23 protein-coding genes and 1 pseudogene are annotated in these 22726 nt (G+C 73.3%); 9 read left to right on the top strand and 15 right to left on the bottom strand.

Annotated elements, in window-relative coordinates:
• Window positions 1-30 precede the first annotated feature (30 nt).
• The 3 genes from NEH16_RS29370 to NEH16_RS29360 are packed head-to-tail and all read left to right on the top strand — an operon-like array spanning window position 31 to window position 3625.
• The gene (locus NEH16_RS29370; protein WP_265546014.1) at window positions 31-1236 is read left to right on the top strand and encodes a M20 metallopeptidase family protein; all 1206 of its coding nucleotides are present in this window, start codon (window positions 31-33) and stop codon (window positions 1234-1236) included.
• Window positions 1233-2669: an MFS transporter gene (locus tag NEH16_RS29365; protein WP_265546012.1), complete on the top strand. Its 1437-nt coding sequence runs from the start codon at window positions 1233-1235 to the stop codon at window positions 2667-2669. The genes NEH16_RS29370 and NEH16_RS29365 overlap by 4 nt, the downstream gene beginning before the upstream one ends.
• 38 nt (window positions 2670-2707) lie before the next feature.
• A complete protein-coding gene (locus NEH16_RS29360) occupies window positions 2708-3625 on the top strand; it encodes an ADP-ribosylglycohydrolase family protein (protein ID WP_265546010.1) in 918 nt (305 codons plus the stop codon).
• Here the strand turns inward: NEH16_RS29360 and NEH16_RS29355 are convergent.
• Together NEH16_RS29355 and NEH16_RS29350 are read right to left on the bottom strand one after the other, a co-directional pair.
• A complete protein-coding gene (locus NEH16_RS29355) occupies window positions 3615-4757 on the bottom strand; it encodes a methyltransferase (RefSeq protein ID WP_265546009.1) in 1143 nt (380 codons plus the stop codon). The two genes, NEH16_RS29360 and NEH16_RS29355, sit on opposite strands and share 11 nt — an antisense overlap.
• Window positions 4758-4840: 83 nt before the next feature.
• Entirely contained in the window at window positions 4841-5041 is a 201-nt protein-coding gene (locus NEH16_RS29350) for a hypothetical protein (protein ID WP_073969071.1), read from the bottom strand.
• 247 nt (window positions 5042-5288) lie between these two features.
• Between NEH16_RS29350 and NEH16_RS29345 the strand changes: the two genes are divergently transcribed.
• Window positions 5289-6107, top strand: a complete 819-nt coding sequence (locus tag NEH16_RS29345; protein WP_265546007.1) for an endonuclease I family protein — start codon at window positions 5289-5291, stop codon at window positions 6105-6107.
• A 31-nt stretch (window positions 6108-6138) separates the two neighbouring features.
• On the opposite strand, the gene NEH16_RS29340 is transcribed toward NEH16_RS29345, so the two are convergent.
• Entirely contained in the window at window positions 6139-6705 is a 567-nt protein-coding gene (locus NEH16_RS29340; RefSeq protein ID WP_265546005.1) for a hypothetical protein, read from the bottom strand.
• Window positions 6706-6856: 151 nt separating this feature from the next.
• Between NEH16_RS29340 and NEH16_RS29335 the strand changes: the two genes are divergently transcribed.
• Window positions 6857-7972 carry a chemotaxis protein gene (locus NEH16_RS29335; protein WP_265546003.1) on the top strand — a complete coding sequence of 372 codons (1116 nt, stop codon included), beginning with the start codon at window positions 6857-6859 and terminating at the stop codon, window positions 7970-7972.
• A gap of 67 nt (window positions 7973-8039) precedes the next feature.
• Here NEH16_RS29335 and NEH16_RS29330 read toward each other — a convergent pair whose 3' ends face one another.
• From NEH16_RS29330 to NEH16_RS29300, 7 genes are all read right to left on the bottom strand, one after another.
• The gene (locus tag NEH16_RS29330; protein ID WP_265546002.1) at window positions 8040-10418 is read right to left on the bottom strand and encodes a phosphoketolase family protein; all 2379 of its coding nucleotides are present in this window, start codon (window positions 10416-10418) and stop codon (window positions 8040-8042) included.
• 44 nt (window positions 10419-10462) lie between these two features.
• On the bottom strand, window positions 10463-11875 hold the full coding sequence (locus NEH16_RS29325) for an NADP-dependent succinic semialdehyde dehydrogenase (RefSeq protein ID WP_265546001.1): 1413 nt from the start codon (window positions 11873-11875) through the stop codon (window positions 10463-10465).
• Between the two features lie 171 nt (window positions 11876-12046).
• On the bottom strand, window positions 12047-12574 hold the full coding sequence (locus tag NEH16_RS29320; protein WP_265546000.1) for an ATP-binding protein: 528 nt from the start codon (window positions 12572-12574) through the stop codon (window positions 12047-12049).
• Between the two features lie 136 nt (window positions 12575-12710).
• Window positions 12711-14810 carry a xanthine dehydrogenase family protein molybdopterin-binding subunit gene (locus tag NEH16_RS29315; protein ID WP_265545998.1) on the bottom strand — a complete coding sequence of 700 codons (2100 nt, stop codon included), beginning with the start codon at window positions 14808-14810 and terminating at the stop codon, window positions 12711-12713.
• An 18-nt stretch (window positions 14811-14828) separates the two neighbouring features.
• Window positions 14829-15815, bottom strand: a complete 987-nt coding sequence (locus NEH16_RS29310; protein ID WP_073969063.1) for an FAD binding domain-containing protein — start codon at window positions 15813-15815, stop codon at window positions 14829-14831.
• Window positions 15812-16381: a 2Fe-2S iron-sulfur cluster-binding protein gene (locus NEH16_RS29305; protein ID WP_265545996.1), complete on the bottom strand. Its 570-nt coding sequence runs from the start codon at window positions 16379-16381 to the stop codon at window positions 15812-15814. Before NEH16_RS29305 ends, NEH16_RS29310 begins: the two co-directional genes overlap by 4 nt.
• Before the next feature lie 95 nt (window positions 16382-16476).
• Window positions 16477-16869 carry a hypothetical protein gene (locus NEH16_RS29300; protein WP_265545995.1) on the bottom strand — a complete coding sequence of 131 codons (393 nt, stop codon included), beginning with the start codon at window positions 16867-16869 and terminating at the stop codon, window positions 16477-16479.
• Window positions 16870-17073: 204 nt separating this feature from the next.
• Between NEH16_RS29300 and NEH16_RS29295 the strand changes: the two genes are divergently transcribed.
• Window positions 17074-17406, top strand: a complete 333-nt coding sequence (locus tag NEH16_RS29295; protein WP_073969060.1) for a DUF6479 family protein — start codon at window positions 17074-17076, stop codon at window positions 17404-17406.
• A gap of 135 nt (window positions 17407-17541) precedes the next feature.
• Window positions 17542-18360, top strand: a complete 819-nt coding sequence (locus tag NEH16_RS29290) for a VOC family protein (protein ID WP_073969059.1) — start codon at window positions 17542-17544, stop codon at window positions 18358-18360.
• 10 nt (window positions 18361-18370) lie between these two features.
• Here NEH16_RS29290 and NEH16_RS29285 read toward each other — a convergent pair.
• Window positions 18371-18861, bottom strand: a pseudogene (locus NEH16_RS29285) (GNAT family N-acetyltransferase).
• A 44-nt stretch (window positions 18862-18905) separates the two neighbouring features.
• Complete coding sequence (locus tag NEH16_RS29280) at window positions 18906-19310, bottom strand: DUF1992 domain-containing protein (protein ID WP_265545992.1); 405 nt, start codon at window positions 19308-19310, stop codon at window positions 18906-18908.
• 216 nt (window positions 19311-19526) lie between these two features.
• Here NEH16_RS29280 and NEH16_RS29275 point away from each other — a divergent pair, with 216 nt between their 5' ends.
• Both NEH16_RS29275 and NEH16_RS29270 read left to right on the top strand, forming a co-directional pair.
• The gene (locus NEH16_RS29275) at window positions 19527-20132 is read left to right on the top strand and encodes a hypothetical protein (RefSeq protein WP_265545991.1); all 606 of its coding nucleotides are present in this window, start codon (window positions 19527-19529) and stop codon (window positions 20130-20132) included.
• Between the two features lie 357 nt (window positions 20133-20489).
• On the top strand, window positions 20490-20705 hold the full coding sequence (locus NEH16_RS29270; protein WP_265545990.1) for a hypothetical protein: 216 nt from the start codon (window positions 20490-20492) through the stop codon (window positions 20703-20705).
• 74 nt (window positions 20706-20779) lie between these two features.
• Here the strand turns inward: NEH16_RS29270 and NEH16_RS29265 are convergent, their stop codons facing one another.
• The 3 genes from NEH16_RS29265 to NEH16_RS29255 form a co-directional block, all read right to left on the bottom strand.
• Window positions 20780-21583 carry a tyrosine-protein phosphatase gene (locus NEH16_RS29265; protein ID WP_265545988.1) on the bottom strand — a complete coding sequence of 268 codons (804 nt, stop codon included), beginning with the start codon at window positions 21581-21583 and terminating at the stop codon, window positions 20780-20782.
• Window positions 21584-21763: 180 nt separating this feature from the next.
• Complete coding sequence (locus NEH16_RS29260; protein WP_073969055.1) at window positions 21764-22063, bottom strand: SHOCT domain-containing protein; 300 nt, start codon at window positions 22061-22063, stop codon at window positions 21764-21766.
• A 50-nt stretch (window positions 22064-22113) separates the two neighbouring features.
• On the bottom strand, window positions 22114-22542 hold the full coding sequence (locus NEH16_RS29255; protein WP_242442258.1) for a DUF6325 family protein: 429 nt from the start codon (window positions 22540-22542) through the stop codon (window positions 22114-22116).
• Window positions 22543-22726: the final 184 nt, after the last annotated feature.

Below are 22726 nucleotides of genomic sequence, written 5' to 3'. Positions count from 1 at the left end.
CCGAACGGCCGGATCGGCACCATACCAGGCATGTTCGCACGCACTGACGCCCTCGCCTTCGAAGACTCCCTGGTCCGGCTGCGCCACGCCCTGCACCGGCAGCCCGAACTCGGCCTCGATCTCCCGCGCACCCAGCAGGCCGTTCTGGACGCGCTGTCCGGGCTGCCCCTGGAGATCACGACCGGCGACAAGCTCACTTCGGTGACCGCCGTCCTGCGCGGCGGCCGCCCCGGCCCCGCCGTGCTGCTGCGCGGGGACATGGACGCCCTGCCCGTACAGGAGGACAGCGGTGTGCCGTACGTCTCCGAGGTGCCCGGGCGGATGCACGCCTGCGGCCACGACGTGCACACCGCGGGGCTGGTCGGGGCGGCCATGCTGCTGGCGGCGCGGCGCGAAGAGCTGGCGGGCGACGTGGTGTTCATGTTCCAGCCCGGTGAGGAGGGCATGGGCGGGGCCCGGCTGATGATCGAGGAGGGCGTGCTCGACGCGGCCGGGAGCCGGGTCGTCGCCGCGTACGCGCTGCACGTCACCTCGGCGGTGCTGCCCGTCGGCACCGCCGCCGTACGGCCGGGCCCGATGCTCGCCGCATCCGACGAGGTCACCGTCCGCGTGGAGGGCGCCGGCGGCCACGGATCGTCACCGCACCTGGCCAAGGACCCGGTCCCGGCCGTCTGCGAGATGGTCACCGCCCTCCAGACCCTGGTCACGCGCACCGTCGACATCTTCGACCCGGCCGTGATCACCGTGGGCTCGCTGCACGCCGGTTCGGCCGGGAACGTGATCCCCGGGACCGCCGAATTCACCGCCACCATCAGGACGTTCTCCGAGGAGACCCGGGCCCGGGTCCGGGCCGCCCTGGAACGGACCGTGCGGGGGATCGCCGCCGCGCACGGCCTGACCGCCGGCACCGACTACCGCGAGGGTTACCCGGTCACCGTCAACGACGCCGCCGAGGCCGCGTTCGCGCTGCGCACCGCGCGGGAAGTGTTCGGCGCCGGGCAGGTCTTCGAGGCGCCGCGGCCGATGGCCGGCTCCGAGGACTTCTCGTACGTGCTGAACGAGGTCCCGGGCGCGTACGTGGGCCTCGGCGCGTGCCCGTCGGGTCAGGACCCGTCGGCCGCCCCCATGAACCACTCCGCGCAGGCGGTCTACGACGACCGGTCGGTGGCGGACGCCGCCGCCCTGCTGGCCGGGCTCGCGGCGCGGCGCCTCCAGGACGCCGGGCAGCCGTCATGAGCACCACCGAGTCCCCCAGGTCCGCCCCCGCGGAGACCGCGTCGGTCGGCGCCGTCGTGGGTCTCCTCGTCCTCTTCGAGCTGACCAGCGGTTTCGTTCAGGGCGGTATCGCCCCGCTGCTGCCGGACATCGGCACCGAGCTGGGGATCGCGGACGCCGACCTCAACTGGGTGGTCGCCGCCCAGCTGCTCGCCGCAGCCGTGTCGGTGCCCGCGTTCGGCCGGCTCGGCGACGTGTACGGCCACCGCCGGATGCTGCGGGTCTCGCTGGTGTGCGTCGCCGTCGGCTCGCTGCTGGTGGCCTTCGCGCCTTCGCTGCCCGTGCTGCTGGCCGGCCGGGTGCTGCTGGGCCCGCTCGCGGCCCTGCTGCCGCTGGAGATCGCTCTCGTACGCGACCGGCTCTCCGTCGAACGCGCCCGCAGCGCCATCGCCCGCCTGGTCGGCGCGCTCACCCTGGGCACGCTGCTCGGCGGGGTGGTCATGGGCCTGGCGCACAAGGCGACGGGCGATGTCCGGATCACCCTGCTCCTCCCGGCCGTGCTGGCCCTGCTCTGCGTCCCGGTCTCGTTCCTCGCGATCCCGGAGTCGAGCCGGACGCCGGGCGCCCGGCTCGACTGGCCGGGCGTGGGCCTGCTGAGCCTGGCGGTGCTCCTGCTGCTCGCGGGGATCTCGGCGGCGAAGACCGGCCCGCTGCTCTCCGGCGGAGTGCTGGTCCCGGTGCCGCTCGCCCTGCTGACGGGCGCGGTGTGGGCGGTACGCGAGCTGCGGGTGCCGGACCCGCTGGTGGACCTGCGGGCACTGGCCGACCGCAGTGTCGCCCCGTACTTCCTGTGCGCGGCGGCGTTCGGCGTCGTCTACTTCGGCAGCCTGGCCCCGGACTCCACGTTCCTGGCGGCGGACCCGGAACGCACCGGCTACGGCTTCGGGCTCTCCGCCCTCGCCATCTCACTGATCGCCCTGCCCGCCGGGGTCGCCGCGGTCGTCGGCTCCTCGCTGACCGCCCTCGTCGCGCGGCGCATCGGCTACCGCCCCGCGCTGATCGCCTCGTTCGCCCTGATCGCCGTGAGCTTCCTGGCCACCGCCGCGTTCCACACGGCGATCTGGCAGCTGGTGGCCGCCAAGGTGCTCGCCGGTGCCGGGATCGGCGTCGCGCTCGGCGCGCTGCCCACGGTGATCGCGGAGGCCGGCGCCCCCTCGCGTACGGGGATCACCACGGCCCTGTACAACAACGTCAAGACCCTGGGCGGGGCGCTCGCCGGAGCGGTCATCGCCGTCATCCTTGCGACCCCGGCGACCGAGACCGGGAGCACCGTCTCCGACACCCAGGAGGCGGCGAACGAGTCCGGCTACGTCGCGGTCTGGCTGCTCTGCGCGCTGCTCTCCATCGGCGCGGCCGTGTCGGCGGCGGCCGCGCGGCGCGGGGCGGCGGAATAGCGGGGCGGGCGGAGCACCCGGCTTGTCATACTGCTCCGATGACCGTCGCACCTGTCCCCGCACTCGACTCTCTGGCCGGGCTCGCCTTCGGTGACGCCTTCGGCGATCGCTGGTTCGGCATTCTGCGCCGTGAGGGCCCCGAGCCCCTGGAGGCGCGGACGCTGCCCGAGGAGCCGGTGTGGCGGTGGAGCGACGACACCGCCCAGGCGCTGGTCCTCGTCCGCGAACTCGCCGTGGGCGACGGCACCGTGGACCAGGACCGGTTCGCCCGGCGCCTGGCCGAGGAGTACGCCGCCGACACGCACCGCGGCTACGGCGCCTCGATGCACGACGTGCTGCGCCGGATCGGCGCGGGCGAGCCCTGGCGGGAGCTGGTCACCGCGCAGTTCGAGGGCATGGGCTCCTGGGGCAACGGGGCGGCGATGCGCGTCGCCCCGCTCGGTGCCTGGCACGCCGCCGACCTGGACACCGCCGTCGAGCAGGCCGCCCGCCAGAGCGCGGTCTCGCACCACCACCCGGAGGCGGCCGCCGGGGCGATGGCGGTCGCCGTCGCCGCGGCGCTGGCCGTGCGCGGCCGGGGCGGCCCGGCCCCCGAGCGCACCGCGTTCCTCCAGGAGGTCGCCGCGCACCTGCCCGACAGCGAGGTGCGCTCGGGCGTCCGCATCGCGTCCCGGATGCCCGCCCACACCTCGGTCCGGCACGCCGCGGAGGTGCTGGGCTCCGGCTACCGGATGTCCGGGCCGGACACCGTCCCGTTCGCGCTGTGGTGTGCGGCGGGCCACCTGGACGACCTGGAGGAGGGGCTGTGGTGCACGGTCGCGGGACGCGGTGACATCGACACCACCTGCGCGATCGCGGGCGGCGTGATCGCCGCCCGTACCGGCGTCGCCGCCCTCCCGCCGACCTGGCACACGGCCCGCGAGCCGCTGCCGGAGTGGGCGGCGCTCAGCGCCTGACCGCGCGCAGCACCACGAACTTCGGGTCGCCCGCCACCGTCGCGCAGTTGCCGAAGATCCGGCGCAGGGTGGTGTGGTGGCCCAGGTGGCGGTTGGCGACCACCCACAGCTCGCCGCCCGGGCGCAGCGCGCGCCGGGCCCCGTGGAACATGGTCCGGGCGGTCGCGTCGGTGGTGGCCTGGTGGGAGTGGAACGGCGGGTTGTTGAGGACCAGGTCCGCGCTCCCGGGCTCGGCGCCGGACAGGCCGTCCCCGACGACGAAGCGGGCCCGGGCGTCCGGCCCGGTGTTGTCGCGGAAGGTCGCCTCGGCCGACGCCACCGCCTGGTACGACTCGTCCACGAAGGTGAGGGTGGCGTCGGGGTTGGCGAGGGCGGCGGCGAGACCGAGGACGCCGTTGCCGCAGCCGAGGTCCACGACCCTGTCCGGCCCGCCGCGCTCCGGCAGGTGCTTGAGGAAGAAGCGGGTGCCGATGTCGAGCCGGTCGGCGCAGAAGATCCCGGCGTGGTTGGTCACGGTGCGCCCGGCGGCAGCCCCGGCGTCCGGGGGCAGCTCGTAACGCAGCGGCCAGGGGCTGGGGGTGCGGGGCAGGGCCGGGTCCGGGGTGCAGTGGATGAGCCGGGCCTTGCGGACCGCGAGGGAGGTCCGGGTCGGGCCGATGATCCGCTCGAAGAGGTCGAGCGTGGAGGTGTGGATCTCCTTGACCATCCCGGTGCCGACGACGACCGTTCCGGCGTGCACGGCGGGCGCGATGCGGTGGAGCTGGTCCTCCAGGAGCGCGAGGCTCTTCGGTACGCGTACGAGGAGGACGTCGACGCGGTCCGGCGGGGTGTCGCGCGGGGACAGCAGGCGCACCGCGTCGGCGGGCAGCCCGTTCCGCTCCAGGTTCGCGGCGGTCGCCCGCTGCCCGAGGTAGGAGTCGCTGATCTGTACGGGGCGGTGCGCGGCCAGGACCGTGCTCAGGGCGCCCCAGCGGTCCCCGATGACGACGACGTTCCCCGAGACGTCGACCGCATCCTCCAGGTGCTGGAGCAGATAGGCGTCGGCCGCGTCCCAGGCTCGGAAGGGGTCGCGGGGGTCCTCGGGGAAGCGGGCGAGGTCGTAACCCGCCTCTGACGTCGTCAAACGGTTCATTGTGCGTTCAGGCTAACCGAGCGGCGCCCGGCGCCCGTACCTGCCGGGGCGCGACGGCCGTGGCCGCCGCGCCGTACCGCTGTCTATGGCAGTCGCTTGTCGATGGCCGCCCGGCCCTCCCTGGCCAGGGTGCGCTCCGCCCATTCGAGGTTCGCCGGGGTGAGGTCCTTCCCCGACGCGAGGACCAGGTCCTCCGCGGACGGGTTGTCGGTGGCGCCGGTGTGCAAGAGGTCGTCCGGAGTCACGCCCCGGGTGCTGGATACGGAATCGGACTCGTCGCTCATGCCGCCTCCTTGTCCTTCACGTCATTCTCGCCCTCCCCCGGCGCTCCCGCATCCGAGGCGGGGACGGGGTCCCGGAACGGGTTCCGAGCCCTCACTTGACCTGCACATGATAGATACGCCGGGTTCACACATCGTGACGGTCCGCATGGAAGGCTCCCGCGTACACATAGCGGACACGGCACCGCGGAACCGTCCCCCACCCCGTGACGGCGCCGCGGTGCGCGTATTCCCGGAGAGGACACCCCACATGTCCCGTCGTCACCTTCCCGTGCGCCGCGCCCTGCCGGCCGCGCTCGCCGCCCTCGCGGTGTTCAGCGGCACGGCCGCCGCCGCACCCGTCCCGACGCCACCGTCCACCACCGCCTCCCCGCTCGCCGCGCTGGACGACACGTACTACCAGGACGCGACCGGCAAGACCGGCGCCGCACTGAAGAGCGCCCTGCACACGATCATCAGCGACCAGAGCAAGCTCACCTACAGCCAGGTCTGGGACGCCCTGAAGGACACCGACGAGGACCCGGCCAACTCCTCTAACATCATCGAGCTGTACACCGGGCGCTCCGAGCCGAAGAGCGACAACGGCGGCAACCCGGGCCAGTGGAACCGCGAGCACGTCTGGGCCAAGTCCCACGGCGACTTCGGCACGGCCACCGGACCCGGCACCGACATCCACCACCTGCGCCCGTCCGACGTCCAGGTCAACTCCACGCGCGGCAACAAGGACTTCGACAACGGCGGTACGGAACTGGGCGACGCCCCGGGCAACTACACCGACTCCGACTCCTTCGAGCCGCGCGACGCGGTCAAGGGCGACGTGGCGCGGATGATCCTCTACATGGCCGTGCGCTACGAGGGCGACGACGCGTTCCCCGACCTGGAACCCAACGACAGCGTGTCCAACGGCTCCTCACCGCACATCGGCCGGCTCTCCGTACTCAAGGCATGGAGCGAGCAGGACCCGCCGGACGCCTTCGAGAAGCGGCGCAACGACGTCATATACGAGGACTACCAGCACAACCGGAACCCGTTCGTGGACCACCCCGAGTGGGTGGACGCCATCTGGTGACGCTCCCGCGCCCGAGACCGGCCGTCGGCCGTCAGCTCCGCTCCGCCTGGGCGATCCGGGGGAACGACTTGACGCCGGCGGCCTTCCGGCTGTTCGCGTGCTGGCTGACGGTCTTGTCGGTCGGCGCGTCCGGGAAGCCGAGCACCACGGAGTCCAGCACCTTGCCCGAGGCGTCGACGAACTCGACGCGCACGGCGAAGAACGCCTCCTTGCCGCTCCGGTTGGTCACCCGGACCAGGGCGCTGCGGAACTTCTCCCCGGGCGCGACGGCGATGCCGTTGACGGAGACGTCGTCCATGGCGTTGCCCTTGCCTTCGACGCCCTTGAGGGTCGCCGCGGCCTTCTGCCGGTTGCGCTCGACGTCGGCGGAGACGGAGGAGGCGAACTCCTCCGGGGTGCGCTCGCTACGGGTCGGGCTCGGGCTCGCCGTCGGCTCGGCGGAGAGCGTGCGGGTGCTGCTGGCCGTACCCGGCGACGAGGTGTCGGAGTCGCCGCAGGCGGCCGCTCCGGCGGCGAGCACCGCGACGAGTGCGGCAGGGGTCAGGCTGCGGATGAGGCGGCCTCGGAAGGGGCGCCGCGCGGGGCCGGTCCGGTTCACAAACGCTCCGTCCACTGAAGCGGGCACGGGGAAGCAGCGCTTCCCGCACCCGGGATGACCAACTCGCTCATATTAGGATCAAAAGGTATGAATTGACTCGTTGATTCACCCGCTCCGCACGCAGTGCGCGCGATTCCCCGGGAGGGAACTGATGGACACGGACGCCCTGACCGCCGGCCTGCTGCAGGAGCTCCGCCGGACCCGCCCCTATCCGGCCCTGTCCCTGACCATGCCGACCCACCGGCGCGCCCCGGACAACGCCCAGGACGCCGTACGGCTGCGCAACCTGCTGTCCGAGGCCCACAACCGGCTGGAAGCCGATCCGGAGGTCAGCCGGGAGGTGTGCGCCGCGATCAAGCAGCAGCTCGACCGCGCGGCCGGCGAACTCGACCAGCGCCGGGCCATGGACGCGCTGGTGCTCCTCGCCACCTCGGACGAGTACCAAATCTGGCGGCTGCCGCGTACCGCACCCGAACGGGTGGTGCTGAGCGACAGCTACCTCACCCGCAACCTGGTCGCCGCGAAGGCACAGGCCCGCCCCTACTGGGCGCTGACCGTGGCCGCCGACCACGCCGCCCTCTTCAGCGGCACCACCGAGTCCGCGCAGGAGGCCCACGTCGGCGGCTTCCCGCTGTCCGCCCCGCGCGAGGAGTTCAACCCGCAGCGGATGGAGCGGACCGGCGACACGCCGTCCAACTTCGCCAGCGAGGACACCAGGAACTTCCTGCGCACGGTGGACGAGAAGCTGCGCGCCGTCCTCGCGACCGACCCCCGCCCGCTGTACCTGGTCGGCATCGCGCCGGCGCTCGCCCTGTTCGACGAGGTCAGCGAGTGCGCCAAGGACGCGGTCGGCCGGGTCACCAAGGGCGCGCCGGCCGACAACGCGCCCCGCGACCTGCTCACCGAGCTGCGCCCGGCCCTGGACGCCCGGCGGGCGCACTTCGCGAAGGAGATCGAGGGGCGCCTGGACGCGGCGCGCGGCCGCAAGGCGTTCGCCGGCGGTCTGGACGAGGTGTGGGCCGCGGTGCGCGAGGGCCGGGTGGGCCTGCTGGCGGTGGAGGAGCACTACCAGCAGACGGTCCGGGTCGACCAGGAGCACCTGAAGCCGGTGACCGACGAGGTGGTGGACCCGTCCGACGCGACCGTCCGCGAGGACATCGTGGACGAGCTGGTCGAGGCGGCGCTGGACAGCGGCGCGGAGGTGTTCTTCGTCGCGGACGACTCGCTCAAGGCGCACGGCCGGATCGCGGCGGAACTGCGCTTCTGAGCAGGCCGGTCGCACGGCGAGGGCCCGGACGGAAGTCTCCGTCCGGGCCCTCGCCGTGCGACCGGGCTCAGCCCTCCCAGGTCCAGTTGGCGACCTCGGGCAGGTCGGTGCCGTGTTCGCGGATCCAGGCGTGGTGGCGGGTGCGGGTGTCCGCCATCTCCTGACGCACCGCCACGGCGCGTACGCCCAGGCCGGGAACCCGGTCGATGACGTCCATGACCAGGCGGTAGCGGTCGAGGTCGTTGCGGACGACCATGTCGAAGGGCGTGGTCGTCGTGCCCTCCTCCTTGTAACCCCGTACGTGCAGGTCGCCGTGGCCGGCGCGGCGGTAGGCCAGCCGGTGGATCAGCCACGGATAGCCGTGGTACGCGAAGATGACCGGCTTGCCCCGGGTGAACAGCGCGTCGTACTCGGAGTCCGGCATGCCGTGCGGGTGCTCCGAGTGGGGCATGAGCCGGGCCATGTCGACCACGTTCACCACCCGCACCGCCAGTTCCGGCAGATGGCGCCGCAGCAGCTGGGCGGCCGCCAGGGTCTCCAGCGTGGGTACGTCACCGGCGCAGGCGAGCACGACGTCGGGCTCGCGGCTGCCGTCCTCCGTGCCCGCCCACTCCCAGAGCCCGGCGCCGCGCGCGCAGTGCGCCCGGGCCTGGTCGAGGGTGAGCCAGTCGAAGCTGGGCTGCTTTCCTGCCACGATGACGTTGACGTAGTCCCGGCTGCGCAGGGCGTGGTCGGCGACGGAGAGCAGGGTGTTGGCGTCGGGCGGCAGGTAGACGCGTACGACTTCGGGGCTCTTGTTGAGGATGTGGTCCACGAACCCCGGGTCCTGGTGCGAGAAGCCGTTGTGGTCCTGGCGCCAGACGTGCGAGGTGAGCAGGTAGTTCAGCGAGGCGATGGGGCGGCGCCAGGCGAGGCGGCGCGAGGTGCGCAGCCACTTGATGTGCTGGTTGACCATCGAGTCCACGATGTGCGCGAACGCCTCGTAGCAGGAGAACAGCCCGTGCCGGCCGGTCAGCAGATAGCCCTCCAGCCAGCCCTGGCACAGGTGCTCGGACAGGACCTCCATGACCCGGCCGTCCCGGGACAGGTGCTCGTCGGTCGGGAGCGTGCGGGCCTGCCATGCCTTGCCGCTGGCCTCGTAGACGGTGTCGAGCCGGTTGGAGGCCGTCTCGTCGGGCCCTACGAGCCGGAAGTCCCTGCGGTCGGCCGTCGCGGCCATGACCGCTTCGAGGAGACCGCCGAGTACGCGGGTGGGCTCCCGGAGGGTGGTGCCGGGCCGGTCCACGGGGACGCCGTAGCCGTCGAGGTCCGGGACGGGCAGGTCGCGCAGGAGGAGGCCGCCGTTGGCGTACGGGCTGGCGCCGAGGCGGGCGGCGCCCTCGGGGACACAGGCCAGCACCTGTGCGGTCGGGCGGCCCTCGGCGTCGAAGAGTTCGTCCGGCCGGTAGGACCGCATCCACGCCTCCAGCTGGCGCAGGTGGTCCGGGTTGTCGCGGACGCCGGGCAGCGGGACCTGGTGGGCGCGCCAGGTGGCCTCGACGGGGAGCCCGTCGACCTCGGCGGGGCCGGTCCAGCCCTTGGGGGTGCGCAGCACGATCATCGGCCAGCGCGGGCGCTCGGTCTCACCGCCGGTGCGGGCGGCGGCCTGGATCTCCGCGATGCGGTCGGCGGCGCGGTCCATCGCGAGGGCCATCGCCCGGTGCACGGCGCGTGGTTCGTCGCCCTCCACGTAGAGCGGGTCGTGTCCGTAGCCGCGCAGCAGGGCGTCCAGCTCGGTGTGCGGGAGGCGGGCGAGCACCGTCGGGTTGGCGATCTTGTAGCCGTTGAGGTGGAGCACCGGCAGGACGGCCCCGTCGTGGACCGGGTCGAGGAACTTGTTGGCGTGCCAGGACCCGGCGAGCGGCCCGGTCTCCGCCTCGCCGTCGCCGATGACGCAGGTGACGAGCAGCTCGGGGTGGTCGAGGGCGGCGCCGTAGGCGTGGGCGAGGGAGTAGCCGAGTTCGCCGCCCTCGTGGATGGAGCCCGGGGTCTCGGGGGCGACGTGGCTGGGGACGCCGCCGGGGAACGAGAACTGCTTGAACAGCCGGCCCATGCCCTCCGCGTCCCGGCCGACGTCCGGGTACGTCTCCGAGTAGCTGCCTTCCAGCCAGGAGCCGGCGAGGACGGCGGGCCCGCCGTGGCCCGGGCCCCAGATGCACAGCGCCGGTGTTCCGCGGGCGCCGATGAGGCGGTTGAGGTGGGTGTACACGAGGTTGAGCCCCGGTGAGGTGCCCCAGTGTCCGAGCAGCCGGGGTTTGATGTGCTCGGGGGCGAGCGGCCCGGTCAGCAGGGGGTTGTCCATCAGGTAGATCTGCCCGACGGCCAGGTAGTTGGCAGCCCGCCAATGCGCGTCCAGCGCGTCGAGTTCCTGGTCGGACGGGCCGGACGGCGGTGGGGCGTCGCTCATGGTGACCTCTCGGCGGGGCGGGATCGGGGGCGTCGCGGGTGCGGTCACCGGGGCTCGGAGCCGTACCAGACGGTCGTGGCGTTGCAGAACTCGCGGATGCCGTGTCCGGCGAGCTCGCGCCCGTAGCCCGAGCGCTTCACCCCGCCGAAGGGCAGCGCGGGGTGGGAGGCGGTCATGCCGTTGAAGAAGACGCCGCCGGCCTGGAGGTCCCGGACGCAGCGTTCGGTCTCGGCGGCGTCCCGGGTCCAGACGTTGGAGCTGAGCCCGAAGGAGGTGTCGTTGGCAACCTCCACGGCCTCGTCCAGGCTGTCCACGCGGTAGAGGGTGGCGACCGGGCCGAAGGTCTCCTCGCGGTGGATGCGCATCTCGGGGGTGATGCCGGCGAGGACGGTGGGGGCGTAGAACCAGCCGTTCTCCAGTCCGCCGGCCAGGCCCTCGGGGCGTCCGCCGCCGCACAGCACCTCGGCGCCCCGGTCCACCGCGTCGTCCACCAGCTCCTCGAGGTCCGCGCGGCCCTGCTCCATGGCGATCGGCCCGACGTCGGTGGACTCCTCCAGCGGGTCGCCCACGGTCAGCTCGCGCATGCCGACGGTGAAGCGCTCGGCGAACTCCTCGTACACCTGGGTGTGCACGATGAACCGCTTGGCGGCGATGCAGGACTGGCCGTTGTTCTGGGCGCGGGCGGTGACGGCGGTGCGGGCGGCCTTGGCGACGTCCGCCGAGGGCAGGACCAGGTAGGGGTCGCTGCCGCCGAGTTCCAGGACGGTGTGCTTGACCTCGTCACCGGCGATGGCGGCGACGGAGCGGCCGGCCGGTTCGCTGCCGGTGAGCGTCGCGGCGGCCACCCGGCGGTCGCGGAGGATGCCCTCGACGGCCTTGGAGCCGACCAGCAGGGTCTGGAAGCAGCCGGCCGGGAAGCCGGCGCGGTGGAAGAGGTCGCCGAGGTACAGCGCGGTCTGCGGCACGTTCGACGCGTGCTTCAGCAGGCCCGTGTTGCCGGCCATCAGGGCGGGGGCGGCGAAGCGCACGACCTGCCACAGCGGGAAGTTCCACGGCATCACGGCGAGGACCGGGCCGAGCGGCCGGTAGCGGACGTACGCGCGCACCGCGCCGGAGTCCTCCACATCGGCGGCATCGGGGTGCTCGTCGGCGAGCAGGCCCTCGGCGCGCGCGGCGTACCAGCGCATCGCCTTGGCGCACTTCGCGGCCTCGGCGCGGGCGGCCTTGACGGGCTTGCCCATCTCCAGGGTCATGGTGCGCGCGATGTCCTGCTGGTCCTCGTCCAGGAGGTCGGCGGCCCGGTTGAGCAGCCGGGCCCGTTCGGCGAACGTGGTGGTGCGGTAGTCGCGGAACGTGGCGTCGGCCGCGGCGATCCGCTTCTCGATCTCGTCGTCCTCCAGCGCGTCGAACGTCCTGAGCGTCTCGCCGTTCGCGGGATTGACCGTCGCGATGGGCATGACTGTGTCCTCCTTGCCTCGGTACTTCGACCGTGCCGCGCGGCGGGCCCGGCCGCAACGCGGGCCGTGACACGGCACCGCCCCGCCACCGCATACCCGGCCGGCGCGGATCATGCATGCTCGGGACATGCGATCCGCGCCGGCCGGGGGCTGGGGGCGGGGCCGTGCGTCTCAGACGAGCGCCGGGGCGGCGTCGGGGACGGGGACGGTCTCCTCGGCGGCGGCCGGGACCGGCTCGGGGATCTCCGCGACCGCGGCCGGCGGGCGGCGGAACTCGCGGACGCCGGGCAGCGGCGGCAGCGGCACCAGCTCGATGTGCTGCGGCTCCTGGGCGTACCGGGTGAACCAGACGACCTTGCCCTCGGCGGTCCGGCAGGTGCCCCAGCTGTCGCTGAGGGCCATGACGCGGCTCAGGCCGCCGCCCTCGTGGAGCAGCCGCGGCATCTCGGAGCCGTTGTCGGCGACGGAGACCGTGAGGTGCCGTCCGGACCACCGGAGTTCGACGACGCAGCGGTTGTCGTCACCGACGTGCCGGTGGACATTGGTCAGCAGCTCCTCCACGGCACGGCACACGGGCCGTACGTGGAGTTCGAGACTCCAGTGGCGCAGGTGGGCGGCGACTATGCGTCGCAGCTGGTCCACACGGTCTGCGGAAACCTGGAGTTCGACCAGATAGTGCCGGTCGAGTGGAACGGTCATCGTCGAGGCTCCTCACATCGAGGCCCACGACTTCGCCTCGTTGAACCAACGACCCCCGAATACGAAGAGTGAGCAGATGTCTCTTCTGGGTCACTCCACAGGGTGACCCGGCTGGGCCGGTCGCGCAACATTTCGGTCAGGCCAGGTGGGTGAGCACCCGGTCGGGTGTGAGGGGCAGGGTGCGCACGCGGACGCCGGTCGCGTGCCGGAAGGCGTTCCCGACGGCCGCGGCGGCGCCGACGATGCCGATCTCGCCGATGCCCTTGCTGCCCATGGGGTTGAGGTGGGGGTCGTCCTCCTCGATCCAGTGCGCGTCGACGGCGGCCACGTCGGCGCAGACGGGGACGTGGTAGGAGGCGAGGTCGCACTCGGCGAAGTCGCCGTACACCGGGTCCAGGGTGGAGCCCTCGGTCAGGGCCATCCCGATGCCCATGGTCATGCCGCCGATGAACTGGGAGCGCGCGGTACGGGAGTTGAGGATGCGCCCGGCCGCGAAGACGCCGAGCATCCGGCGCACCCGGACCTCGCCGGTGCGGGTGTCCACGGCGACCTCGGCGAAGTGCGCCCCGAAGGCGTGGCGGGCGTACGGGGATTCCTCGGCGGTCTCCTCGGTGGTGTCGGCGGTGACGGTCACCCCTTCGGCGGGCAGCGGCCCGCCGCGCGCGGCGAGCTTTTCGGCGAGCCCGGAGGCGGCCTTGTGCACGGCCCAGCCCCAGGAGGCGGTGCCGGACGAGCCGCCGGCCAGCGGGGCGTCGGGCAGGTCGCTGTCGCCGATGTCGATGGCCACGTCGTCCAGTGGCGCGCCCAGCACGTCCGCGGCGATCTGCGCGAGGACGGTACGGGCGCCGGTGCCGATGTCGGTGGCGTTGACGGCGATCCGGAAGGTGCCGTCGGGGGCCGCGTGCGCGGAGGCGTGGCCGGGACTCGCGTAGACGGGGTACGTGGCAGAGGCGACGCCCGTGCCGAGCAGCAGGGCGCCCTCGCGGCGGACGCCGGGGGCGGGGTCGCGGTCCGGCCAGCCGAAGCGTTCGGCGCCCTCGCGCAGACAGGCGGCCAGGCCCCGGCTGCTGAAGGGTTTGCCGGAGTCGGGTTCGTCGGCGGGGTCGTTGCGCAGCCGCAGTTCGACGGGGTCGACGCCGGTCTCCGCCGCGAGTTCGTCCAGGGCGGATTCGAGGGCGTACATGCCGGGGGCCTCGCCCGGGGCGCGCATCCACGACGGACTGGGTACGTCGAGGGCGGTGACCCGGTGCGTGGTGCGGCTGTGCGGTGAGCCGTACATGACGCGGGCGGGGACGGCGGCCTGCTCCACGAACTCCTTGATCCGGGAGGTGTGGGTGATGATCTCCTGGGCGACCGAGGTGAGGGTGCCGTCGGCCTCGGCACCGAGGCGGACGCGCTGCACCGTGGGCGCCCGGTGTCCGACGAGCGCGGGCATCTGCCGCCTGGGCAGGGCGAGTTCGACGGGGTGGCCGGTGTGCAGGGCGGCCATCGCGGCGAGCACGACCTGCGGGCGCGGGGTGCCCTTGGAGCCGAAGCCGCCGCCGACGTGCTCGGAGACGGCGGTGACCCGGTCGGTCCCGATCCCGAAGGCGGCGGCGAGACTGTCGCGCACCTTGGTGGCGCCCTGGCTGGAGTCGTACACGGTGAGGTGTCCGGTGGGCGACCAGTGGGCGGTGGAGGCGTGCGGCTCCATGGGGTGGTTGTGCAGCGGTTCCAGCGTGTACGTGGCGTCGACCTGTACGGGCGCCTCCGCGAAGGCCCGGTCGAAGTCGCCGCGTTCGCGCACGGCCGGGTAGCCGCCGTTGGCCTCTTCCGGGGTGTAGAGGCCCGCGTGGTCCTCGGTGAGCAGGACGTCGTGCGGGTTCGTCTCGTAGGTGATGTGCAGAGCGGCGGCGCCCGCGCGGGCGCTCGCGAGGCTGTCCGCGATGACGAGCGCGACGGGCCAGCCCCGGTGGGGCACCCGGTCGTCCTGGAGGACGGCGAGGATCGGGTCGTCCGGTTCGGCCAGGCGCGGCGCGTTGTCGTGGGTGAGGACGGAGTGGACGCCGGGGTGGGCGAGGGCGTCGACGGTGCGGACGGCGGTGACCCGGCCGGACGGCACGGAGGCGGGCACCGGCCAGGCGTACAGGCAGCCGGGCAGGCCGCGTTCGGCGGCGTAGCGGGCGGCGCCGGTCACCTTGGCGCGTCCCTCGCGGCGGACGGCGGGCGCGCCGAGCGGCTGGGGGGCGTGGCTCATGGCGGGATCCTCGGCTCTTCAGGTGCGGGCGGTGAGTTCGGCGAGGGCGTCGACGGCCAGGTTCCGGGCCAGGCGCACCTTGAACGCGTTGTCGCGCAGCGGGCGGGCCTCGGCCAGTTCGGCGTCGGCGGCGCGGAGGAAGGTCGCGTCGGTGGCGGGTGCGCCGCGCAGGATCTCCTCGGCCGCGCGGGCCCGCCAGGGCCGGTGGGCGAGGCCGCCGAACGCGAGCGCCGCGTGCTCGATGTGCCCGTCGCGTACCCGCAGGACGGCGGCGACGGAGGCCAGCGCGAAGGCGTAGGAGGCGCGGTCGCGGACCTTGCGGTAGAGGCTGACCGTGCCGTCGGCCCGGGGTGGCAGCAGCACTTCGGTGACGAGTTCGCCGGGCCGGACGACCGTGTCGGCGTCGGGGTTGTCGCCGGGCAGCCGGTGGAAGTCGGTCACCGCGACGGTCCGTTCGCCTTCCGGGCCGTGCAGCACGACGTCCGCGTCGAGCGCGGCGAGGGCCACGGCCATGTCGGAGGGGTGGGTGGCGACGCACTCCTCGGAGTGCCCGAGGACGGCGAGGTCGCGGTGGCTGCCCTCGATGGCGGGGCAGCCGGTGCCGGGTTCGCGCTTGTTGCAGGGCTTGGAGGTGTCCTGGAAGTAGAGGCAGCGCGTGCGCTGGAGGAGGTTGCCGCCGGTGGTCGCGATGTTGCGGAGCTGCCCGGACGCGCCGGCCAGCAGCGCCTGCGACAGGGCGGGGTAGCGGGTGCGTACGGCGGGGTGGGCGGCCAGGTCGCTGTTGCGTACGGTGGCGCCGATGCGCAGGCCCCCGTCGGCGGTGTCCGCGACCTGGTCGAGCGGCAGCCGGCTGACGTCGACCAGCATGCCGGGGGTCTCCACGCCGAGCTTCATGAGGTCGACCAGATTGGTGCCGCCGCCGAGGAACTTGGCGCCCGGGTGGGCGGCGCAGGCGCGCACCGCGTCGGCGACGGTCTCGGCGCGCAGATAGGCGAAGGGTTTCACGACGCCACGTCCTCGATGGCTTCGACGATCCGCGGGTAGGCACCGCACCGGCAGATGTTGCCGCTCATCCGCTCCCGGATCTCCTCCGGGCCGAGCCGGGCCGGGGCCGCGACGGGCGCGTCGTGCGGGGTGACGTGCGAGGGGTGGCCGTTGTCCGCTTCGGCGAGGACGCCGGCGGCGGAACAGAGCTGGCCCGGGGTGCAGTAGCCGCACTGGAAGGCGTCGCGTTCCAGGAACGCCTCCTGGAGGGGGTGCAGCCGGTCGCCGTCCGCCAGGCCCTCGACCGTGGTGATGCGCGAGCCGTCCTGGGCGACGGCCAGCAGCAGGCAGCTGTTGGCGCGGCGGCCGTCCACGAGGACGGTGCAGGCGCCGCACTGGCCGTGGTCGCAGCCCTTCTTCGCCCCGGTGAGGTCCAGGTGGTGGCGGAGGGCGTCCAGGAGGGTGGTGCGGTGATCGAGGGTGACGGTGCGCTCGGCTCCGTTGATGTGCAGGGTCAGGGTGGCGGAGGGAAGGTCGCCGGGCGCCGGCGACTCGGCGCCGCCCTCCCACGAACTGGACGGATCCACGCACGACACCTTTCGAAGAAGTCACATTTGTCCGAGTTCTACCAGATATGAGCGGCGCATCGGCGCCCTCGCGACGCCCGCACGGGGCGTTCGGCCTACTTGTTCTCCAGGCGCAGCCGCACTTCCTCCTCCTGGTCCCCGGACACCGTGCCCACCACGCGGACGGCGAAGGCGTCGGCCAGCCCGCCCCTGAGCCGGTCCACGGCGTGGTAGCCGCCCTGCACGTCGAGCGTGACGGGGGCGCCGAGGGCCACGGACCCCGAGACCACCCGGGCCTCGGACACGTCGACGGTCGCGGCCCATGCCGTGGGGCGCCGGCCCGCGGCCTCGTGGGGCACGTCGGCCGAGGAGCGGTCGGTGGTGAAGGCGGCCCTCAGCACGTCGAAGACGGTGCGCGCGTCCTCCTCGGGGCACTCGCTGAGGACGACCGACACCTCCTGGTCGTGGTGGTCCTCCGTTGCCTGTCGCTTGTCCTGTGCGCTGTTCACCGCGGCTCCTTCCGAAGGGCATTGCCGTACTTTCCAGGCTGACCCCGCACACGTCCGACGGCGACAGGAGCGGCCCGGAATCCCCGCGTGCCCGGCACGGCCGGACTCACACCGCCCGAAACATTTTCGGTGCCCATATCCACTTAAAACATGAATTCGATCGCCGTCCCGAGTGACGCCTGTGTCCTGGGGTATCCGGCAACCATGGATGTTTCGGATGGAGCCCTGAATTCCCTGGCGGTCACTCTCGCGGACGGACGCGGCGCGACCGGCGTCGTGATGGGCGTGATCGGCGTACTGCTGGTGATCATGCTGATCGGTGCCTTCCTGCTGGGCAAGCGACGGCACGACCAGGAGCTGCCCCCGCCCCGGCCGGACGAGCAGCCGGTCGGCCCGGACCACCGCAGCCACGAGGAGAAACCGGACGTCCACGGGAACGACCGCTTCCCCGACGACGGCCGGGGCCTTTCGCCGTACGAGCTGGGTGAGCACGGCAACGAGCCGATCCGCCACGAGGACGACGACAAGCGCGACTGACCTGCGCCGCCCGGGGGTGCGGCGGGGCGGGCGACGGCGCCGCGTTTGCGGGAGCGGCCGCCCCCGGCGAGGCTTGGTGGCGGCCCCGAAGCCCGTCGGCACATCTGCCGCACCCTCGATGAAGGCAGTGGCACCATGACCCCAAGCACCTCCGGTACGGCGCCCGCGCGTGCGGCCCTGACCGGGTCCGCCGCTCCCTGCTGGGTCAATCTGATGACCCGCGATCTGGAGTCCGCCCAGAAGTTCTACGGCCCGGTGATGGGCTGGAGCTTCCGCCCGGGCCGGCTCGGCGACGACTTCTCGGTGGCCCGCCGCGGCGATGTGCCGGTCGCCGGCATCGGTGCCGTGGCCACCGCCTTCCGGGTCGCGGTGGCCTGGACGCCCTACTTCGCCGTCCGGGACGCCGATGTCGCCGCCTCCCGCATCCGGGAGCGCAGCGGAACGGTGGCGGTGGGCCCGCTGACGCTCGGCAAGGGGCGCGGCGCGCTGGCTGCCGACCGGGACGGGGCCGGGTTCGGGATCTGGGAGCGGACCGCGCCGACGACCTCGCCGCCCGCCCCGGACGGCCATGCGCACGCCTGGCTGCGGCTGCGCACCCGGAGCGCCTTCGACGCCGCGATCTTCTACGGCGAGGTGCTGGACTGGGCGAGCGGGAAACCGGGGGCCTGCGAGGTGTCGTACGCGAAGGACGAGGTGATCGTCCAGTGCGGGGGCCGCCAGCTGGCCCGGATCAGCTCCGGCGCGGTCGAGGCGGCCCCCGACCCGCTGGTCCGCCCGCACTGGCAGGTCAACTTCCCGGTGGACGACGTGACCCTCGCCGTGGAGCGGGCCCGCGAGCACGGGGGCTCCCTGGTGGAGGAGCTGTCGCAGCCGGAGGGCCGGGAGGCGACGCTCCTGGACCCGGACGGCGGGCTCTTCACCGTCACCGACGTCCACCGCGCCTCGGACGCCTGAGGGGCGCGCTTCAGGCGACCGGCAGCAGCAGCTCGGGCCGGTCCCACAGCACGGCGGGCGGCGCGGCCAGGACGGTGCCCGTCCGCTGCGCGCCCATGGTCAGGTAGAAGCCCTCCGCCGGCGGATGCGAGACGACCCGGACGCCGGGCAGCCCCCGCGCCTCCGCCTCCCCCTCAGATGGCCGATCAGCAGCCGCCCGGTGCCGGTGCCCTGGGCGTCGTCCGCGACGAAGAGCAGGTCCAGCTCGGGCGGGTCCAGGACGAGCGCGTAGAAGCCGAGCACGCGGTCCGTCGCCTCGCACACGGCCGCGAAGACCTCATGGGCCTCGATGTAGTCGGGACCCACCCGGTACCCGGCGACCATCGACGCGTAGGGGCCCTCGTAGGCGCGCGACGACCGGACCAGCCGGGTGAGCCGCTTGGCGTCGCGCGCGGTCGCCCGCCTGACGCGGACCGGGCCGCTGGGCATCCGGCGACCCGTCGGCGTAACGCTTGATCTCATGGGGCGAGTATTACGCATCCGTTCCGGGAGCGGCCCCGGCCCCTTCAGGAGGCGGCGCGTCCGGCGCGCCACTCCGCCACCAGAGCGTCCACGTCGAACGGGCTCAGGTTCAGCAGCGGGCCGGGCGGCGGCCTGCGGACGGCCTCGCGGATCTTCTCGTTCACCTCGCCGAGCACCCGGCGCACCTCGGCCTCGGTCCGGATCTCCGGCAGACCGGCGACGACGTCCTCGGCCTCCTTGCGCAGTGCCAGGGCGGGCGGGAGCACGGAGACGCCTTCGCGCTGCATCTTCGACTTGATCCACCACGCCTCGTCGTACGGGGCGCTCAGCGCCTCGATCGGCTTCCCGAATCCGGGCAGCTTGGAGACGTCACCGTTCCGTTCGGACTCCCGGATCTGCTGGTCCACCCATGATTCGAAGCTGACACCCGCGGGTTTGCGCTCGGTCACCGTGATCCCCTCTCGGAGTACGCCTGCTGCGGCGTCTCCCACCCTACCGAGGGGGCCTCAGGGGCCCCTTGGCCGCGCTTGTCGAAGCCGGTGCGTCTCGAACGCGTTCGCGGGGGTACACGAGCGTCACGCCCGGCCGGAAGGCACGCCGGGCAACGAACCCGAAGGGGTGGTGGGAGTGGAACACAGCGACCCGCGGACCGACTACCGCCGGGGGTGGTGACGATGACGACCCTCGTGATCATCCTCGCGGTCGTCGTGGTGGTGGCCGCCGGAGCGTTCCTCGTCTTCGGCCGGAAGAACGGCGGCCACGGCCTGCGGCGGCGTTTCGGACCGGAGTACGAGCGTGCCGTGGCCCGGCACAACGGCGACACCAAGGCCGCCGAACAGGAACTGAACGAACGGCTGAAGCGGCACGGCTCGCTGGACGAGCGTGCGCTGACGCCCGAGGAGCGGGAGCGCTACCTCGCGCGCTGGGCGCAGGTCCAGGACCGTTTCGTCGACTCGCCGCAGCAGGCGGTGGCCGAGGCCGACACGCTCCTCGCGGAGCTGGCCCGGGACATGGGCTTCCCCGACGGCAAGGACTTCGACGAGCAGAGCGACGCGCTCTCGGTCCACCACGCCAAGCACGTCCACGGCTATCGGCGCGTGCACGCCGCCAAGCGCGGCGAGGGCGACACGGAGCAGCTGCGGACGGCGCTGGTCGAGGCCCGGGGCCTCTTCGACGTTCTCGTGTCCAACGGCTCGGACCGCTCGGTCCGCCGGGACGGGCACCAGCACACGGACAAGCACCATCACGCGGAAGGAAGTGGCACGGCATGACCAAGGACACCGACCCGACCCCGCGGCCCACGGCCGCGCCCACGAGCCGTCCGGCCACCGAGGACCGGACCGTCCCCTCCCCGCACTTCTCCGACGACACCTCGGCCCGCCCGCCCGGACGGCGCCCTCCACTCCCCCGCCCGCCGCCGCCCCGGTCCCCTCGCCGAGAAGGACCTCGGCCACAAGGACACGAGCGGCACGGACCTGGGGCACAAGGACGCGCACAAGGACACCGACCGTACGGACCGGACGCACACCCCGGACCGCGACAGCCGGACGCACACCGCGCACGACGGCGCCGAGCGGCTCCTCCCGGCCGGCGACCAGGACAAGCTGGCCCACCGGCTGCACCAGGCGGTGACCGACTTCGTGGAGAGCCCGCACCGGGCGGTGGAGGAGGCCGAGTCCACCTTCGACGCGGTGGTCGCCGGCCTCACGAACGCCCTCAAGGAGCGCCGCAGCACCCTGCACGTCAGCGAGCGGGACGGCGGCGACCCCGGGACGCGGACCGAGGAGCTGCGGATCACGCTCCAGCACTACCGCGACCTCACGGAACGCCTCCTGAAGATCTGACGCGGACGCGAAGACGAAGGCTGCCCCGGCACTCGGCGTGCCGGGGCAGCGTGCTGTGCGGGGTGGGCGGCGGGCTACTGGCCGGTGTAGACGACGAGTTCGCTCCGCAGCCGTCGCAGCGTGGGGCCGGGGACGCGCAGGCAGTCGCGTACGTAGCCGTCCAGGCCGCCCCAGCGCTCGTCCATGGCGGCCAGCGCCGTTTCGAGGTAGCGGGGCCGGACCTCGATGATCGCCGAGGCGATCTCCGGGTCGCCGCCGGCGTCGAGGAAGCCCTGCACGTACGGCCGTCCGACGGCCCGCAGCACCGGGTTCACCGCGAGGAACTCCTCCCGCACGACGTCGCGCGAGGCGCCGAGGATCAGGAGCAGCAGGGCGGCCCCCCAGCCGGCGCGGTCCTTGCCGGTGGCGCAGTGGAAGAGCACCGGCCGCGCCGCGGGGTCGGCGGCCGTGTCGATGAAGGCGCGGTACGCGGCCGCGGCCCCCGGTGAGAGGACCAGCTGCCGGTACGACTGCGCGACCGCCTCCTCCGCCTTGCCGTTGCCCAGCAGCCGTTCGGCCTCGACGGGGTCGGCGAGCAGCGCGCGGAACCGGGCGGGGGTCACGCCCGGATTGTCACCCAGCACGTCGGCGACGAAGAGCCGGGCGCCGGGCGGCAGGGAGTCGGGGGCCGAGCTCCGCTCGTCGGCGGTCCGCAGGTCGACGACCGTACGGATGCCGAGTGCGGCCACGGCCGCGGCGTCGACCGGGTCGAGGCCGCCGAGCCGGCCGGCGCGCAGCACCACGCCCGGCCGTACCTGTCGGCCCGGGCCCAGCGTGATGCCGCCGAGATCGCGCAGATTGAGGGCGGAAACGGTCGGAACGGCCCTGACGGTTTGCACGATGGATTTCCTCTTTTCCCGGCGCGCATCCGAAATGATTTCGGCCTGGCCGGATCAAAAATCGCATGATGTCGTCACATCGACAAAGTAAAACGCCGGGGATCATCGAACGGCCGGACGTCGCCGTCATGCGGGCAGGCGGAACCGGGATTACGGAGCAGGCGCCCCGGAACCCTGCGCTCAGCCGGCCAGCAGCCGCGCCTTCTGGGCCTCGAATTCGGCCTCGGTCAGGATGCCCTGCTGCTTCAGCGCGGCGAGCCGCTCCAGCTGCCCGACCACGTCGTCGCCCGGCGCCGCGGGCGGTGCGGCGGGCTGCGGGGCCGGCGGCATCGGCTGCTGGGCCGCGTACTGCTCCGCCTCCTGCTGGGCGAACCTGTTCTGCTGGTGCTGCTGGACCCGCCCGGTGACGGCGGACGCGGTTCCGGCGATGACGGCCGTGCGCGCGGCGGCCCCGATGAGGCCGGGTCCGCGGCGGTTCATTCCGGGTCCTCGGAAGATCGGCATGGCGTGTTCCCCTTCCGGTGCGGGCGTCAGCTGTCGTGGCCGGCGGCGGAGGCGGCTGCCTCGGCGACCTCGGCGGGAATCCGTTCGTGGGCGATGACCTGTCCGCCGGAGGCCCGGACGGCCTCGGCCAGCGGGACCGCCCACAGGTCCTCCCACACGATGAGCGCGGCGGAGCTGCCCGGCGGAACGCGCTCGCCGAGCATCCGGATGTCCTCGCTGTTCAGCATGCCGCTGACTTCCCCCTCGACCGGCTCGAAGGAGACCAGGTCGTCGGGGTCCAGATCGTCCAGCTCGACGGCCTGGATCGTGCCGTCCTCGGCCCTCTGCACGAAGGTCAGGTCGAGGATGCGCACCGCCTTGGAGGCGACCGCGTCGGCCAGCGCCGGCGCGATGGCGCCGGTGAACCGGCTGCCCGGAAAAGCGACGACGAGGTATTCCACAGGTCCCACGGTCACGGGCGCGTCCTCTCCGCATGAATGGATTGGCAGCAGCATAACTTCGGGCATTCACGGCTGCACCGCGACAAAGGCCCGCATACCTCCTCTCTCGGCTACGCGACAGTACGTAAAGGATCAAGTGCGCTGGGGGAGGGCAAGGTCACAGGCCGACGCACTGCTCCTCCCCGGGAGCTGCCCTAGC

It is taken from the genome of Streptomyces drozdowiczii (genome assembly GCF_026167665.1).
Classification (GTDB): Bacteria; Actinomycetota; Actinomycetes; order Streptomycetales; family Streptomycetaceae; genus Streptomyces; species Streptomyces drozdowiczii_A.
The sequence above is the reverse complement of the archived record's forward strand: the minus strand, read 5'-3'. Positions and strand labels throughout refer to the sequence as shown.